General features: G+C 69.5%; 15 protein-coding genes. 10 read left to right on the top strand and 5 right to left on the bottom strand.

Annotation, left to right across the window (positions count from 1 at the left end; all coding sequences use genetic code 11):
* Positions 1-5: 5 nt before the first annotated feature.
* Positions 6-536, top strand: coding sequence for a 2-oxo-4-hydroxy-4-carboxy-5-ureidoimidazoline decarboxylase (uraD, locus tag ACQHIV_RS33825; RefSeq protein ID WP_427888175.1), 531 nt, complete (start codon positions 6-8; stop codon positions 534-536).
* 4 nt (positions 537-540) lie between these two features.
* Here uraD and ACQHIV_RS33820 read toward each other — a convergent pair whose 3' ends face one another.
* The 3 genes from ACQHIV_RS33820 to ACQHIV_RS33810 form a co-directional block, all read right to left on the bottom strand.
* On the bottom strand, positions 541-1257 hold the full coding sequence (locus ACQHIV_RS33820) for a 2,3-bisphosphoglycerate-dependent phosphoglycerate mutase (protein ID WP_427888173.1): 717 nt from the start codon (positions 1255-1257) through the stop codon (positions 541-543).
* Positions 1257-2168, bottom strand: coding sequence for a polysaccharide deacetylase family protein (locus ACQHIV_RS33815; protein ID WP_427888171.1), 912 nt, complete (start codon positions 2166-2168; stop codon positions 1257-1259). Before ACQHIV_RS33815 ends, ACQHIV_RS33820 begins: the two co-directional genes overlap by 1 nt.
* Before the next feature lie 96 nt (positions 2169-2264).
* Positions 2265-2972 carry a GntR family transcriptional regulator gene (locus ACQHIV_RS33810; RefSeq protein WP_427888169.1) on the bottom strand — a complete coding sequence of 236 codons (708 nt, stop codon included), beginning with the start codon at positions 2970-2972 and terminating at the stop codon, positions 2265-2267.
* A 105-nt stretch (positions 2973-3077) separates the two neighbouring features.
* Here ACQHIV_RS33810 and ACQHIV_RS33805 point away from each other — a divergent pair, with 105 nt between their 5' ends.
* Both ACQHIV_RS33805 and ACQHIV_RS33800 read left to right on the top strand, forming a co-directional pair.
* Positions 3078-3806, top strand: a complete 729-nt coding sequence (locus tag ACQHIV_RS33805) for a maleate cis-trans isomerase family protein (RefSeq protein WP_427888168.1) — start codon at positions 3078-3080, stop codon at positions 3804-3806.
* Positions 3803-4765 (top strand): fumarylacetoacetate hydrolase family protein, encoded by a 963-nt coding sequence (locus tag ACQHIV_RS33800; RefSeq protein ID WP_427888166.1) that lies wholly within the window; start codon positions 3803-3805, stop codon positions 4763-4765. Before ACQHIV_RS33805 ends, ACQHIV_RS33800 begins: the two co-directional genes overlap by 4 nt.
* On the opposite strand, the gene ACQHIV_RS33795 is transcribed toward ACQHIV_RS33800, so the two are convergent.
* Entirely contained in the window at positions 4683-5900 is a 1218-nt protein-coding gene (locus ACQHIV_RS33795) for an MFS transporter (protein WP_427888164.1), read from the bottom strand. The two genes, ACQHIV_RS33800 and ACQHIV_RS33795, sit on opposite strands and share 83 nt — an antisense overlap.
* 58 nt (positions 5901-5958) lie before the next feature.
* Between ACQHIV_RS33795 and ACQHIV_RS33790 the strand changes: the two genes are divergently transcribed.
* The 3 genes from ACQHIV_RS33790 to ACQHIV_RS33780 are packed head-to-tail and all read left to right on the top strand — an operon-like array spanning position 5959 to position 7898.
* A complete protein-coding gene (locus ACQHIV_RS33790; RefSeq protein WP_427888162.1) occupies positions 5959-6903 on the top strand; it encodes a winged helix-turn-helix domain-containing protein in 945 nt (314 codons plus the stop codon).
* Between the two features lie 43 nt (positions 6904-6946).
* Positions 6947-7486, top strand: coding sequence for a hypothetical protein (locus ACQHIV_RS33785; RefSeq protein WP_427888160.1), 540 nt, complete (start codon positions 6947-6949; stop codon positions 7484-7486).
* A 52-nt stretch (positions 7487-7538) separates the two neighbouring features.
* Positions 7539-7898 (top strand): VOC family protein, encoded by a 360-nt coding sequence (locus ACQHIV_RS33780; protein WP_427888158.1) that lies wholly within the window; start codon positions 7539-7541, stop codon positions 7896-7898.
* A gap of 3 nt (positions 7899-7901) precedes the next feature.
* On the opposite strand, the gene ACQHIV_RS33775 is transcribed toward ACQHIV_RS33780, so the two are convergent.
* The gene (locus ACQHIV_RS33775; RefSeq protein ID WP_427888156.1) at positions 7902-9842 is read right to left on the bottom strand and encodes a hypothetical protein; all 1941 of its coding nucleotides are present in this window, start codon (positions 9840-9842) and stop codon (positions 7902-7904) included.
* A 148-nt stretch (positions 9843-9990) separates the two neighbouring features.
* On the opposite strand from ACQHIV_RS33775, the gene ACQHIV_RS33770 reads away from it, so the two are divergent.
* From ACQHIV_RS33770 to ACQHIV_RS33755, 4 genes are all read left to right on the top strand, one after another.
* Complete coding sequence (locus ACQHIV_RS33770; protein WP_427888155.1) at positions 9991-10437, top strand: MarR family winged helix-turn-helix transcriptional regulator; 447 nt, start codon at positions 9991-9993, stop codon at positions 10435-10437.
* Entirely contained in the window at positions 10434-11648 is a 1215-nt protein-coding gene (locus ACQHIV_RS33765; RefSeq protein ID WP_427888153.1) for an MFS transporter, read from the top strand. Before ACQHIV_RS33770 ends, ACQHIV_RS33765 begins: the two co-directional genes overlap by 4 nt.
* Before the next feature lie 65 nt (positions 11649-11713).
* Positions 11714-14089 (top strand): GH116 family glycosyl-hydrolase, encoded by a 2376-nt coding sequence (locus tag ACQHIV_RS33760; RefSeq protein WP_427888151.1) that lies wholly within the window; start codon positions 11714-11716, stop codon positions 14087-14089.
* A gap of 30 nt (positions 14090-14119) precedes the next feature.
* On the top strand, positions 14120-14647 hold the full coding sequence (locus ACQHIV_RS33755; RefSeq protein WP_427888149.1) for a TetR/AcrR family transcriptional regulator: 528 nt from the start codon (positions 14120-14122) through the stop codon (positions 14645-14647).
* Positions 14648-14655 lie beyond the last annotated feature (8 nt).

The raw sequence follows: 14655 nt of genomic DNA, 5'->3' as shown, positions 1-14655 counted from the left end.
GATCAGTGACTGACATTGCTTCCGCGGCGCCGTACCGGCTGGCCGCGGTCAACGAGCTCGACGCCGCCGGGTTCGCCGAACTGCTCGGCGGCGTCTTCGAGAACTCGCCCTGGGTCGCCGACGGCGCGTGGGCGGCGCGGCCGTTCGCGTCCGTCGAGGAGTTGCACGGGCGGATGATGGACGTCGTACTCGCGGCCACCCGCGAGCGGCAGGTGGCGTTCCTGAACGCGCACCCGGAGCTGGCCGGGCGGGCGCATCGCTCGGAGGTCACGCGGAACTCGGACGAGGAGCAGGCCGACGCAGGCCTGAACTCCTTGTCCGCAACGGATTCCGCGCACCTCGCCGAGCTGACCGGTGCGTATCGCGCCCGGCACGGGTATCCGTTCATCCTGGCTGTCCGCGGCCTGACGACCGCGGACATCCTGGAACAGCTCGCGGACCGGGCCGGGCGGGAGACCGCGGCCGAGTTCGAGACCGCGCTGGGCGAGATCGCGAAGATCACCCGGATGCGGCTCGCCCGGCTGGTCGTCGACTGATCCGTCACGGCAGGGTGAGCGGCGACGACCGCGCGTCGACCAGGTACGGCGGTTCGACCGGCTTCAGCGTGTCCACGTCCAGCCGGTACGCGATCGCCGTACCGCCGGGGACGTTCAGGTCCCGGATCTCGGCGTGGTCGACGCCGGCCAGGTGCGCGACCAGCGCTCGGAGTGGGTTTCCGTGGGTCGCGATCAACACCGTGCCCTGGCGGAGATCCGGAACAACCGCCTGCTCGAAGTACGCCAGGACACGATCCCTTGCGGCGTTGAGGGATTCGGTCCTCGGTACACGGATCTCTTTGTAGCGTGGATCCCGCGCTTGGCTGTGTTCGTCGTCGTCCGCGATCGGTGGCGGTGCGTTGTCGGGCTCGGTCCGCCACGCGGTCACCTCGGCGTCCCCGTAGGCGCTCCGGGCGACGGTTTCCTCGCGGCCCTGGAGGATTCCGTAGTGCCGCTCGTTCAGCCGCCAGTCCCGGCGTACCGGGATCCACGACCGCTCCGCGTGCTCCAGCATCAGCTCCGCGGTCCGGATCCCCCGCTGCTGCAGGGATGTGTGCACCACGTCCGGTACGGCGTTCCGCTCCCGCAGCAGCCGTCCGCCCTGGGCGGCCTCGGCCCGTCCGGCGTCGGTGAGGCCGACGTCGCACCAGCCGAGGAAGCGGTGCTCGACGTTCCAGGGCGTCTGGCCGTTGCGGACCAGCAGCAGGGTGCTGGTGCCCATCAGTGGTCGCCGACGCCGGTCGGGCGCTCCGCACCGCGGAACGGGAAGCGTGCGCGGAAGTCGTCGGCGGCGTTCTCGAAGGTACTGAACGTCACGCCCTCGTGGGACTTCCAGTAGTCCAGCAGACGTTCGAGCATCAGCAGGACCTGCGGCCGGCCGGACACGTCCGGGTGCAGCGTGACGCCGAAGACGCCGTAGTCCAGCTCGCGGACGACCCAGTCGAACTGGTCGTTCCAGAGCTGCTCGATGTCGCGCGGCGACACGTAGCCATGGCTGTTCGCGGCGTGCTTGTTGAACATCATCGGCGGCAGGTCGTCCACGTACCAGTTGCCGCAGAACTCGACCAGGTCCACCTCGTGGCCGTGCTGCAGCGGCTTCATCCAGTCGGCGGCCTGCTTGCCGAAGTCGATCTTCGTCCAGGCGTCGCCGACCCGGGCGTAGAACGGCACGAAGTCGTTGTAGTTCTGCGAGTGGTCGTAGGAGAATCCGTTCTCCAGCAGCAGGGCCGACGTCGACTCGCTCATCTCCCACCACGGCGCGACGTACCCGCGTGGGCGGCGGCCGCTGAGCTTCTCGACCAGGTCGATGCTGTGCAGCAGCACCTCGCGCTCCTGCTCCGGCGTCATCGCCACCGGGTTCTCGTGACAGTAGCCGTGGGCACCGATCTCGTGGCCGGCATCGGCGACCGCCTGCATCTGCGCGGGGAACGTCTCGATCGAGTGCCCCGGGATGAACCAGGTGGTCGGGATGTCGTACCGCTCGAACAGCCTGAGCAGCCGGGGAGAGCCCACCTCACCGGCGAAAACGCCGCGCTGGATGTCGTTCGGCGAGTCCTCCCCGCCGTACGAACCCAACCAGCCGGCCACCGCGTCCACGTCGACGCCGATACAGATCTTGATGTCCTTGGCCATCACCGGGGTCCTCTCATCTGGGATGCCGTATACCAAATGAGGTTAGATCGACAGAATTCCGGACGTCAATGGAGGAATCCCGAAAAGCCTTGTGGACTAGGCTTCTCCGGCCTGCTCCTCGGTGTGGAACAGCCACTTGAGGGCGCGTTCGCGATTGGTCTGGACGTGCGCCATCGCGGCCTCCGTGGCCTGCTCCGGGTCGCGCGACGCGACCGCCTCGAGCAGCGCGCGGTGCTCGGCGACCAGGTCGCCGGGATGCGCGTGCTGGCGGAACAGCCAGTGCAGCCGGCCCTGCAGCGGCTCGAGCAGCCCACCGAGGATCTCGTTCCCGCAGATCTTGATCAGCTCGTCGTGGAAGCCGACGTTCGCCTGCTGGACCTTGTCGACGGCACCCTTCGCGTCGGCCTGCTCGGCCCGCTCGAGCAGCTTCCGCAGCCGGGTGATGTCGGCGTCCGACGCGTTCGACGCGGCCAGCCGGGTCGCGCACACCTCGAGGGCCTCGCGGACCTCGAAGAGCTTCCGCACGTCGCTCTCCGACAGCGCCTTGACGACCACGCCCTTGCGCGGCAGCACGGCGACGAAGCCCTCGATCTCGAGCATCCGCAGCGACTCCCGGATCGGGATCCGGGACACCCCGAGCTCGTCGGCGATCTCGCGTTCGATGATCCGGGCCCCAGGGGCATAATCACCGTTGATGATCCGTTCCCGGATCTCGTCCCGGACACGCTCCCGGAGCGGCCGGTAGTCGGAGTTCAGGTTCACCCGCCGGCCTGAGGCGCGGCCGGCATCCGCAGAAGTGTTCACACGGGATACGGTAGCCCACTTCCGGGCCGCACCGGCAGGTCTTGACGCACCTTCCGGGTCGCCTTACAGTGACAGAAATTGGTATACCGGATTCCAAGGAGCCGGATGTCTCCCGCTGCCCGCATCGGCATGATCACGCCCTCGTCGAACACCTGCCTGGAGCCGACGACGTACCGGATCCTCGGCCCGCGCCCCGAGGCCACCGTGCACTTCGCGCGCGTCCCGGTGACCCGGATCGCGGTCGACGCCGGCTCGGACAGGCAGTTCGCGTCCGACGCGATGGTCGCCGCGGCCCGCCAGCTCGCCGACGCCCGCGTCGACGTGGTGGTCTGGAACGGGACGGCCGGTTCCTGGCTCGGCGTCGACCACGACCACCGGCTGACCGCGGAGATCGCGGCCGCGACCGGCGTACCGGCGACCACCTCGACACTGGCGATGCTCGCCGCCTTCGACGCGTACGGCGTACGCCGGCTCGGCCTGGCCACGCCGTACACACCGGACGTCAACGAGCGGATCGCGGCGGTCTACCGGTCCGAGGGCGTCGACGTCGTCCACGACTCCGCGCTGGGGATCAGCGACAACGAGGCGTTCGCCCGGGTCCCTCCGTCCGATGTCGCGGCGCAGCTGCGCGAAGTCGGCGCCGGTGTCGACGGCGTCGCGGTGCTGTGCACCAACGTGTACGGCGCCGCGCTCGCGGAACCGCTCGAGGCCGAGCTCGGCGTACCGGTGTTCGACAGCGTCGCGATCACGCTGTGGCACGCGCTCCGGCTGGCCGATCGCCCCCTGCCACTGTCCGGATACGGGACCGTCCTTCTGAATCGGAGAGCCTCATGAGACTTGTCACGTTCGCGCCCGGCGATACCGACGGCACCGACGGCACCGACGGCACCGACGGCGCCGACCGGCTCGGCGCGCTGATCACCGACGACAGCGTCCTCGACCTCACCGCGGCCGCGGCGGACGACCCGCGGCTGCGGTCGATGCCGGCCCTGATCGCGTCCGGCGAGGACGGGCTGAAGATCGCCCGCGACCTGCTCGACCGGACCGAGTTCGTCCGCCCGCTCGACACGGTCCAGCTCCGGGCACCGATCCCGCGCCCGGTGAAGAGCGTGTACTGCGTCGGCCTGAACTTCCGGTCGCACGTCGAGCAGAACGCCACCGCGCTGGGCCTCGCGCCCGACATCCCCGACGTACCGCTGTTCTTCAGCAAGCCGGTCACGTCGGTGATCGGCCCGGACCAGCCGATCCGGCACGACAGCCGGCTGACCGCGACGCTGGACTACGAGATCGAGCTGGCGATCGTGATCGGCAAGGGCGGCACCTGGATCCCGCGCGAGCAGGCGGCCGAGCACATCTTCGGCTACACGGTCGTGAACGACGTCAGCGCCCGCGAGCTTCAATGGCGGACGAGCCAGTTCCTGTACGGGAAGGGCCAGGACAGCTACTGCCCCGTCGGCCCGGCGATCACCACCGCGGACGCGATGCCCGCGCTGGACGACGTCGTACTGCGGTTGCTCGTCAACGACGACGTACGGCAGGAGGAGCCGGCCGGGAACATGATCTTCGATCCGGAGACCGTTGTCGCGGAGCTCTCCCGCGGCATCACGCTCGAACCCGGGGACATCATCAGCCTCGGCACCCCCGGCGGCTGCGCGTACCAGATGGTGCCCACGCGGTACCTCGTCCCCGGCGACACGGTCGTCATGGAGGTCACCGGGATCGGCCGAATGACCAACCCCGTCGTCGAGGTGGCACCCGCGCGGCACCGTGCGGCAAGTCCCGCACATCCCTGACCAGCAACGAACTCCACGCGGCGACCGCGTACACGACCGCCGCGACCAGCGTGACGGGCCGGGCTCCGAACCGATCGGCGAGGGGCCCGGCCGCCAGCGTGCCGGCAGGAATCGCGACGAACGACAGCAGGTCGTCGATCGACGCGAGCCGCGACAGAACGCCGCGGTCGACGTGCTCCTGCAGTGACGTGTCCCAGCTGATCCCGGAGATCGAGAAGCCGACGCCGGCCGCGAACGCCGCGACGAGTACCCACGCCGGCGCGGCACCGAGGCCGAGCGCGACGAGCGGCAACGCGCCCAGGACGCCGAGGAGCTGACCGGTGCGCAGCAGGTGCCGGAGGACCAGGCGGTACATGACGGCGCTCATCACCAGCAGGCCGATGCCGCGGGCGCTCAGTGTGAAGCCCCACAGCCTCTCCCCGGTGAGCGGCGGACCCAGAACTTGCCAGACACCGGTCTGCGCGAAGTTCATCACCGCGAACGACAGCGTGACCACCCACACCCAGCGGATCCTGCGGAACTCCTGCCAACCGTTCGTCGGCGCGGTCCGGCGCACCATGGGCGCGGCGACGCGCACGCGGCTCAGCAGAAGGGCCGCCAGCAGGTAGCTGATCGCGTCGACCGCGATCGTCGGCCCGCTGCCCATCGCCGCGACCAGCACCCCGGCCAGCGCCGGCCCGACGATCTTGGTGCCGTTCCGGATCGAGCTCAGCAACGAATTCGCTCTCCGAAGCTGTTCCTTCTCGACCAGCTCCGGAACCATCCCGCGCAAAGCCGGCGACGTGAAGGCATCCAGGACCCCGTTGACCGCGCTCAGCACACTAATCACGACAAGGCCGTAGTGGTGCGTGATCAGCAGCACCGCGACCGCGCCCTGGGCGACCGCCGCACCCGCATGCGAGGCAACGAGCACCGTACGCCGGGGAATCCGGTCGGCGACCGCGCCGCCGATCAGCACGAAGCACAGCATCGGGACCATCCGCGCGGTCAGCACGATGCCGAGCTGCGACGGATCGCCGGACGCGTCGAGGACCGCGAACGCGAGCGCCACCGGCGCCATCGAACTGCCGAGCAACGACACCAGCCGGCCGGCGGCGAACGAGCGGAACGCCGGACGGCGCAGCGGTGCGGGCACGTGCGCAAGAATGCGAACCGATCCCCTGAGCCGCGAGCCTTTCGCGAGGAGGCGAAAGTTGACCCTGCTCAAACTGAGTCCGCTGGCCCTGTCCCGGTCCAGATTCGCGTTGTCACCGCTCGCCGAGACGGTCGGTACGACGATCCGCCTCCGGCACAGCCGCGGCCGGCAGTCCGCCAGGTCCTTCGACCGGCAGCTCGCCCGCGACCCGTTCCTGCGCGGCCTGGCCAACCTGCTCAGCCACACGAAATGGCTGCCGGACGCCGTCGCGCTGCCGCCCGCCGGCGGCATGGGTACGTCGCTGGCGTCCGAGCTGGAACCCGTCCGCGCGATGACCGACGCCGAGATCCGCGCCGGCTGCGAGGTGTCGGCGCGGCACAGCTGGATCGACCAGGACCTGCGCTGGCTCGACACCTCCGGCCTCGGTGACAGGTTGGCGGCGGCGCTGCAGGCGGTCTGGTCGCGACATGTGGCGCCGGACTGGCCGCGTCGGCGTACCGCACTGGAACGCGAGGTGATGTACCGCGCGGGGCTGCTGGCAGCGTTCGGCTGGCCGGCGGCGCTGGAGGGGATGAGCCGGCGGAGCCGGTGGGTCGGTGCCGACGGCATCCAGTTCACCCAACGCCCCGGGGCGGATCGGCAGATCGGCGACGAGGGGCTGCAGTTCGTCCCGGTGACGTTGGCGAGCGGCACGTGGCTGTGCGAGGGCAAGGGCGGGTACGCGCTGGTCTATCCGGCCGGACGGGCCGCTGTCGAAGCGCCGGCCGACGGACGGGTCGCGCTCGAACGGCTGATCGGCCGCGGCCGCGCCGAGCTGCTCGACCGCCTCTCCCGCCCCGGGACCGCGAGCGAACTGGCCGCCGAATTCGGGCTCTCGCTGGGCACTGTCGGCAGGCATCTGCGGATCCTGCGGGACGCCGGGCTGATCGTCGGTCTCCGCGACGGCCACAAGGTCGTCTACCGCTTGACCGTGCGCGGAGCCGACCTGATCGCATATAATTAACAAGCAGCCTCCGACACGTTCCCGTGTGCGGAGGCTTCTTTGTATGACCCTTCTCTACAAAGCCGCAGGCAAGATCCGCGGGGACGAGATCCTCCCCCTCAACCAACTCCGTCACCGCTACCCCGACGTGTACGAGCGCGAGGTCCGCAAGTACGAGGGGCGCCCGCACCGGCTGGCCACCCCGGTGTACCCGCTCGGGTGCGGCTGGGCCGACGTGGTGTTCCTGTCGCCGGTGCACCCCGCCCCGATCTTCGAAGCCCTGCAGGAATCCGGCCGGATCGGACCGGTGGTGATCGACTACTGGACCCTCGACGCCGACCTGCTGGACCCGGCCGACACCTGCATCCTGCTGAAGCGCCACGACCCGGAGCTGAAGCCGCAACCACCCGAGGACTTCATCCCGTACTCCCCCGCCGCGGCGGCCGGCCTGTCCACTCCCACCGAGCGCGCCCTGCACCGCCTCCGCAACCTCGACGCCACCGAGCCGCTCTACCCGTGGGCCGACATCCCGCACATCCTGCACCGCGGCAGCATCCCGGTCGCGTGGTTCCGTACGGCGGCCGGCGAACCCGTCATCGGTTGATCAACCTCGCCGTACCGGTCCACGCTCGAGACACCACCACCAAGGAGGCACCGTGCGCAGCGCGATCCTGAACATCACCTTCGACAGCACCGATCCGCAACGCCTGGCCGCCTTCTGGAGCCAGGTCACCCGCCATCCCGCCAGCTTCCACGACGTGCCCGGCAACCCGTTCTGGACGGTCGGCGGCGAAGGCGGCGTCCGCCTGGTCTTCGTCCGCGACCCCGAAGCCAAGACCACCAAGAACCGCCTCCACCTGGACCTCGTCCCTCAAGACGGCTCCCAAGCCGCCGAACTCGCCCGCCTCCAGTCCCTCGGCGCCCACATCCAGGACGACCGCCGCACCAAGTCCCCCGGCGGCTGGGTAATCCTCACCGACCCCGAAAACAACGAGTTCTGCCTGGAGTCCGACTGACGCTCAGCCGACCTTGACGCCGAGGGCCATGGACAGGCCGGCCGCGTGCTGCTTGGTCGCCGGCCGATATACGCGGACCGCCCACGAACCAGCACTCGGGAACGCGTACCCGAACACCGCGATCCGGTTGCTGAGGACCTTGACGGTCCGGACCGTCGTCCACTTGGTCGCCCCGGCCTTCCGGACCTGAAGCCAGGCGGTCGCGCCCACGTCGTACGGCGTGGCGATCGCCTGGTAGGTCACGGCGCGTCCCCGGACGGCGGTCCGCGGGGCGATCCGCCAGCCCACGGTCGCGCTGGACACCGCGCCGATCGGCTTCGTGATCACGGTCTCGCCGGGAACGCTCGACGCGAGCACCGCCCGGAAGGCGCCGTTCGTCGCGCTGGTGAAGGGAATCGAGGCGACGCCGCCGGTCGCGGACTTCGCCGACCCGAGCGTCACCCAGCGCATCGTTCCGACGGTCTGTCGTTGCAGGTACACGGTGATGCCCGCCGGGGCCGCGGACCAGGTGCCGTACGTGCGCAGATCCTGGACGACGACCTTCGCGGTGCCGTGCCCGCCGTACGGCACCGCCGGAGCCGAGACGGTCGCGCGCCGCTCGGCGTACACCGGAACGGGGAACGTGAAGCCCTTGTAGTACCCACGGGCCGCGAGGTTGAGCCCGAACGTGGCGGTTCCGGCGTTCCGCGGGCTGACCGCAGCCGTCTTCCGCAGGCTCTGGACCGGCGGGTTCAGGCACCAGTTGCCGACCGACCGCCAGGTGGTCTGCCCCGCCTCCCGCAGGCTCAGGCCGCAGTCGTCGAGCGGGTCGCTCTTCGGCGGGTCGGCGCTCATGGTCACGGTCCCTGGACGGCCGACAACCAGCTTCGACGCCGTCAGGCTCGCGGTGAAGTCGGTGACGACCAGCGTCTTGTCCGTCGGCGTACCGATCACGCGGCCGGCGGTGTCGAGCAGGCGCAGGTTGATCTTGTAGGTACCGACGCCGAGCGCCGGCCCGTCCATCGTGAACTGCACTCTCTGCTTGATCGACTTCTGCCAGTTCCCCGGGTTCCAGCCAGAGGGCGTCACGAACACATGCCGGTCGACACCGTCGACGGTCATCCGGACCTGGTCCGGCCTGCTGCCGCTGAGCAGCGGCCCGGTCACGACCAGGTTGCCGCCGAAGGTGCCGGGAGCGACGCTCGGCTCGTCCACACCGGTGTCGAAGACGGCCGGGTTCTCGTGGTTCACCTGCACCCAGAAGTACTCACCGGACTCGTAGTACCCGGCGGCGTTCCGGCCCTTCACGTCGAGCCGGTAGCTGCCGCTGGGCACCGCGCTGAAGTCGAGGTCGGCGAGGCCGTAGTACGCCGTCCCCCACTTGACCGAGAACGGTGTCGTTGCCGTCAGCAAGGTCGTCTCGGTCCGGTAGTCGACCAGGCGGAGCTCGGCGACGTCGTCCGGACTGCTCACGTACTGCGTGGTGATGCGGAACTGCCCGCTGTTGTCGGCCACGGCGTCGCTGTACTGCTGCCCGTCCCGGACGTACCGGACGTCCGAGACCCGGCTCGGCGCCTGGAACGAGACGGCGTTCCCGCCGTACACCGTGACGCCGTCGGAGGTGGTCAGCTTCGCTCCCACCGAATTCGACCCGTCGAACGGGACGCCCCAGTCGCCGATCCGGAGTGTGACGGTTGCCTCGCAGCCGTTGTCACAGGTCCCGGCCGAGATCTCGACCGACCCGTTGATGTTCCAGGCCAGCGTGACATCCACCCGCCCGGACGCGGCCCCACCCAGGTCGACCGCCACCGTCACCGGTACGTCGCCCAACGGCAGCGAACTGTTCGCTGCTGGACTGACCACTGCCACGGACGGCTCACCCACGGCCCAGGCTGCCTCGACCTGCGCCCCTGCCACCAGCACGACCGCCGACACGGCCGCCGCCACGATCCTCGAGATCCGCACCCTGTCCCCAGCCCTCCCGGCGCGACCGCCACCCGGCCCGCGCTCCTACCTCTATCGCCCCGCACGGCACCGCGTTACACGAGCCAGTGAGCTGGTTCACGGGCACTTGAGGTAGATATACATAGTAAAGCTATGTATATTTGTGGTTGTGATCGCAACTGACCTGACTCGGCTCGGTGAGGAGATGGTGGTGGCCTCGACGCGGTTGTCGCGGCTGGCCACCCGGAACGTGAACACGCTGCCGCACGCCGCGATGCGGGTGCTGGGGCGGCTCGACGAGCTCGGGGAGGCCCGGATCAGTGAGTTGGCGAAGGCGGACCGTACGTCGCAGCCGACCATGTCCAACCTGGTGCAGCGGCTCGAGGAGCAGGGGTCGGTGCTGCGTACGCCGGACCCGGCCGACTCCCGGGCCAGCCTGATCAGCCTCACCGACGCGGGTCTGGCCGAACTGCGCAGCGCCCGCCGGCAGGCCGGTGAGGCGCTCTCGGCGCACCTGCGTCAGCTGCCCGCGGCCGACCTCGCCACCCTGGAGGCCGCCGTCGCCGTCATCCACAGACTTCTCACCCTTGAACCGTTGGAGGACACACCCCGGTGAGCAACTCGTCGTTCCTGAAGCAGCCCAAATCCGTCTGGGCGGTCGCGTTCGCCTGCGTGATCGCTTTCATGGGCATCGGCCTGGTGGACCCGATCCTCAAGCCGATCGCCGAGCAGCTGCACGCGAGCCCGTCCCAGGTCTCGCTGCTGTTCACCAGCTACATGGCGGTGATCGGGGTCGCGATGCTGATCACCGGCGCCGTCTCGAGCCGGATCGGCGCCAAGCGCACCCTGCTGATCGGCCTGGCCATCATCGTCGTGTTCAGCGCGCTGGCCGGCCTGTCGAACTCGATCGGCATGATCGTCGCCTTCCGGGCCGGCTGGGGCCTCGGGAACGCGCTGTTCATCGCGACCGCCCTCGCCACCATCGTGAACTCGGCGTCCGGCTCGGTCGCCGAGGCGATCATCCTGTACGAGGCCGCCCTCGGCGTCGGCATCGCGGCCGGCCCGCTGGTCGGCGGCGAGCTCGGCACGATCTCCTGGCGCGGCCCGTTCTTCGGCGTCGCCGTCCTGATGACGATCGCGCTCGCCGCGACCGCGTTCCTGCTGCCCGCCGCGCCCCCGCAGGCTCGCCGTACGTCGGTCATCGAGCCGCTGAAGGCGCTTCGGCACCGGTCGCTGGCCACCGTGGCGGTCACCGCGCTGCTCTACAACTTCGGGTTCTTCACGCTGCTCGCGTTCACGCCGTTCCCGCTGGCGATGTCGGCGCGGCAGATCGGGCTGATCTTCTTCGGCTGGGGCCTCTGCCTGGCTTTCACCTCGGTGTTCGTGGCACCTCGCCTGCAGGCCCGGTTCGGAACGCTGCCGGTCGCGATGACCGTCCTGTTCCTGTTCGCGGCCGACCTCGCGGTGATGGGTGTGTACGCGCACCACAAGCCGGTGCTCGCGATCGGCGTGATCGTCGCCGGCCTGTTCCTCGGTATCAACAACACGCTGATCACCGAGGCCGTGATGGGTGCGGCTCCGGTCGAGCGCGGCACCGCCTCCGCGGCGTACTCCTTCGTCCGGTTCTCCGGCGGCGCGGTCGCGCCGTGGCTGGCCGGGAAGCTCGGCGAGGAGTTCAACATCCAGCTGCCGTTCTACGTCGGCGCGATCGCCGTCCTGCTCGCGGTCGGCGTACTGGCCACCGGCTGGAAGCCGCTGTCGCACCTGCGGGTGCCGGCCAACCACTCCGAGGTCGAGGCCGAGGCGCTCACCGTCGCCGACGCCTGATTGGTCTACACAACCCGCCGGAGAACGATTTCTCCGGCGGGTTTTCGCGTCTAGGGTCGATAGGTATGTGGCCAACCCTGCGCACGTACGCCGGACGTAACCTCCGCCGGATCGCCCTGCCGCTCGGCGGCATCGGCACCGGCACGGTCAGCCTCGGCGGCCGCGGCAACCTCCGCGACTGGGAGATCGTGAACCGTCCCGCGAAGGGCTTCCACCCGGGTACGGCGTTCTTCGCGATCCGGACCGCGGCCACCGACGGGACGGTGGTCACGCGGGCGGTCGAGGGACCGCTGGACCTCAGCGAGTACGAAGGCGCGCACGGGAGCGGGGCGCAGAACCACGGGCTGCCGCGCTTCCGGGAGGCGACGTTCGCGACGGCGTACCCGTTCGGGCGGCTGTCGTTGCGGGATGCCGACGTACCGGTGGAGGTTGAGCTGGAGGCGTTCAACCCGTTCGTGCCGACCGACGTGGCGGCGAGCTCGTGGCCGGTCGCAGTACTGCGGTTCGCGGTCACGAACCGGTCGGCGTCGGCGCTGACCGTCTCGCTCGCGGGGTCGCTGCAGAACTTCATCGGGCGGGACGGCACGTACGACGTTGCTGCGGGCAACTACAACACGGCGGTCGAGCCGTCCGGTGTGCTGCTGCGCAGCCGCGGCGTTCCGGCGGACGCGGAGCAGTTCGGGTCGATCGCGCTCGGCGTACTCGACGGAGTCGACGTGTCCCGGCGGACCGGATGGGCCGACCGGACGTGGGGCGACAGCCTGCTCGACTTCTGGGACGACTTCACCGCGGACGGCCGGCTCGACGAACGGGCGAGCGAGTCGCCGACACCAGTCGCCTCGGTCGCGGACCGACGTACCGTCGCCGCCGGAGAGACCGAACGCTTCACGTTCGTGCTCGCGTGGCACTTCCCGAACCGGCGCGGCTGGGAGAACCCGGAGTACGTCGGCAACCACTACACGACGCTGTACGACGACGCGTGGGACGCGCTGCGGCAGTTCGCGCCGCGGCTGGACTCGCTGGAACGTCGTACGGTCGGTTTCGTCGACGCATTCCTGTCGAGCGATCTGCCCGACGAGGTGAAGGAAGCGGCGCTGTTCAACCTCAGCACCCTGCGGACGCAGACCGTCTTCCGAACGCCGGACGGGCGTTTCTTCGGCTGGGAGGGCTGCTCGGACCACGAGGGCAGTTGCTTCGGGAGTTGTACGCACGTGTGGAACTACGAGCAGGCGACGCCGTTCCTGTTCGGCGAGATCGCGCGGTCGCTGCGGGAGGTCGAGTTCGCGCAGGCGACCGACGAGAACGGGCTGATGAGCTTCCGGGTCGGGCTGCCACTCGCGACGAAGGCTCGCGACTGGAACGTCGCGGCCGCGGACGGGCAGCTCGGGTGCCTGGTGAAGCTGTTCCGGGACTGGCGGCTGAGCGGTGACGACGAGATGCTCCGGTCGCTGTGGCCGGCGGCGCGGCGGGCGCTCGAGTTCTGCTGGATCCCCGGCGGGTGGGACGCGGACCGGGACGGCGTGATGGAGGGCTGCCAGCACAACACGATGGACGTCGAGTACTACGGGCCGAACCCGCAGATGCAGTCGTGGTACCTGGCGGCACTGCGGGCATGTGAGGAACTGGCGACGTACCTCGGCGACCCGGACTTCGCGGGGGTGTGCCGGAAGCTGTTCGAAAGCGGTAGTGCGTGGATGGACTCGCAACTGTTCAACGGCGAGTACTACCGGCACGAGATCCGGCCGCCGGCGTCGGCCGACGACATCGCGCCCGGTCTGCGCGAACGGGCCGGCGCGCCCGATCCGACGCATCCCGTGCTGCAACTGGGCGACGGGTGCCTGGTCGACCAGTTGGTCGGGCAGCACCTGGCGCGGATCACGCAACTCGGGACGCTGCTCGACGAGGAGCACGTCGCGACGACCTTGCGCAGCATCGTTCGGTACAACGGGTTGTCGGGGTTCACCGGGCACTTCAACCACATGCGCAGCTACGTGCTCGGCGCGGACGAGTCCGCCGTACTGATGTGCAGCTATCCGCGCGGAAACCGGCCGGAGCGTCCGTTCCCGTACTTCACCGAGGTGATGACCGGCTTCGAGCACATCCTCGCCGTCGGCCTGATCTCCGAAGGCCTCGTCGACGAGGGCCTGAAGGTGATCGCCGACATCCGCCAACGGTACGACGGCGAACGCCGCAACCCGTACGACGAAGCCGAATGCGGCCACCACTACGCCCGCGCGATGGCGTCCTGGGGCGCGGTCGTCCAACTCACCGGCTTCACCTACAACGCCCACACCGGCGCCCTGCACTTCACCCCCCGCCTCCCTCGCATGGAGACCGTCTTCTGGTCCACCGGAAACGCCTTCGGCACCTTCAACACCACCACCCACCACCTAACAGTCCTCGAAGGCACCACAAACATCACCTCGGTGACCGTCGGCTGACCATACCAAACGGTATGGTACGGTTTTGGCATGGTGAGTCGGGGCGAGTGGTTGGACGCCGGGTTGGAGTTGTTGGCGGCGGAGGGGGCGCCGGCGGTGACGATCGAGCGGTTGACCGGGGTGTTGGGGATTACGAAGGGGTCGTACTACCACCATTTCAAAGGGGCTTCGGGGTACAAGGCGGCGTTGCTGGAGTACTTCGAGCTGCGGTACACGACGCGGTTGATCGACCTGGTGGAGGGGACGGACGATTCGCGGACGAAGCTCCAGCACCTGTTGCGGCTGGTGTTGTCGGATCCGGACAGTGCCGCGCTGGAGATCGCCGTGCGGGCCTGGGCGTTGCAGGATGGCGACGTACGCGCGGCGCAGGAGCGGGTGGACAAGGCGCGGACGGCGTACCTGAAGAAGTTGTGTCGTGGGCTGGACACGGACGTGGATCCGGACCGGTTCGCGCAGTTGCTGTACCTGATCCTGATCGGTGCCGAGCAGGTCGTGCCGCCGATCGGCAAGCGGGACGTGCGGGAGATCTACGACCTCGTCCTGCGCCTCATCGACTAGTGGAGGAC

Origin of the sequence: Kribbella polygonati, from assembly GCF_050320105.1 — a bacterium.
In the GTDB taxonomy this organism is placed as follows: Bacteria; Actinomycetota; Actinomycetes; order Propionibacteriales; family Kribbellaceae; genus Kribbella.
Note: the sequence above shows the minus strand (reverse complement) of the source record. Positions and strands in the feature narration are given on the sequence as shown.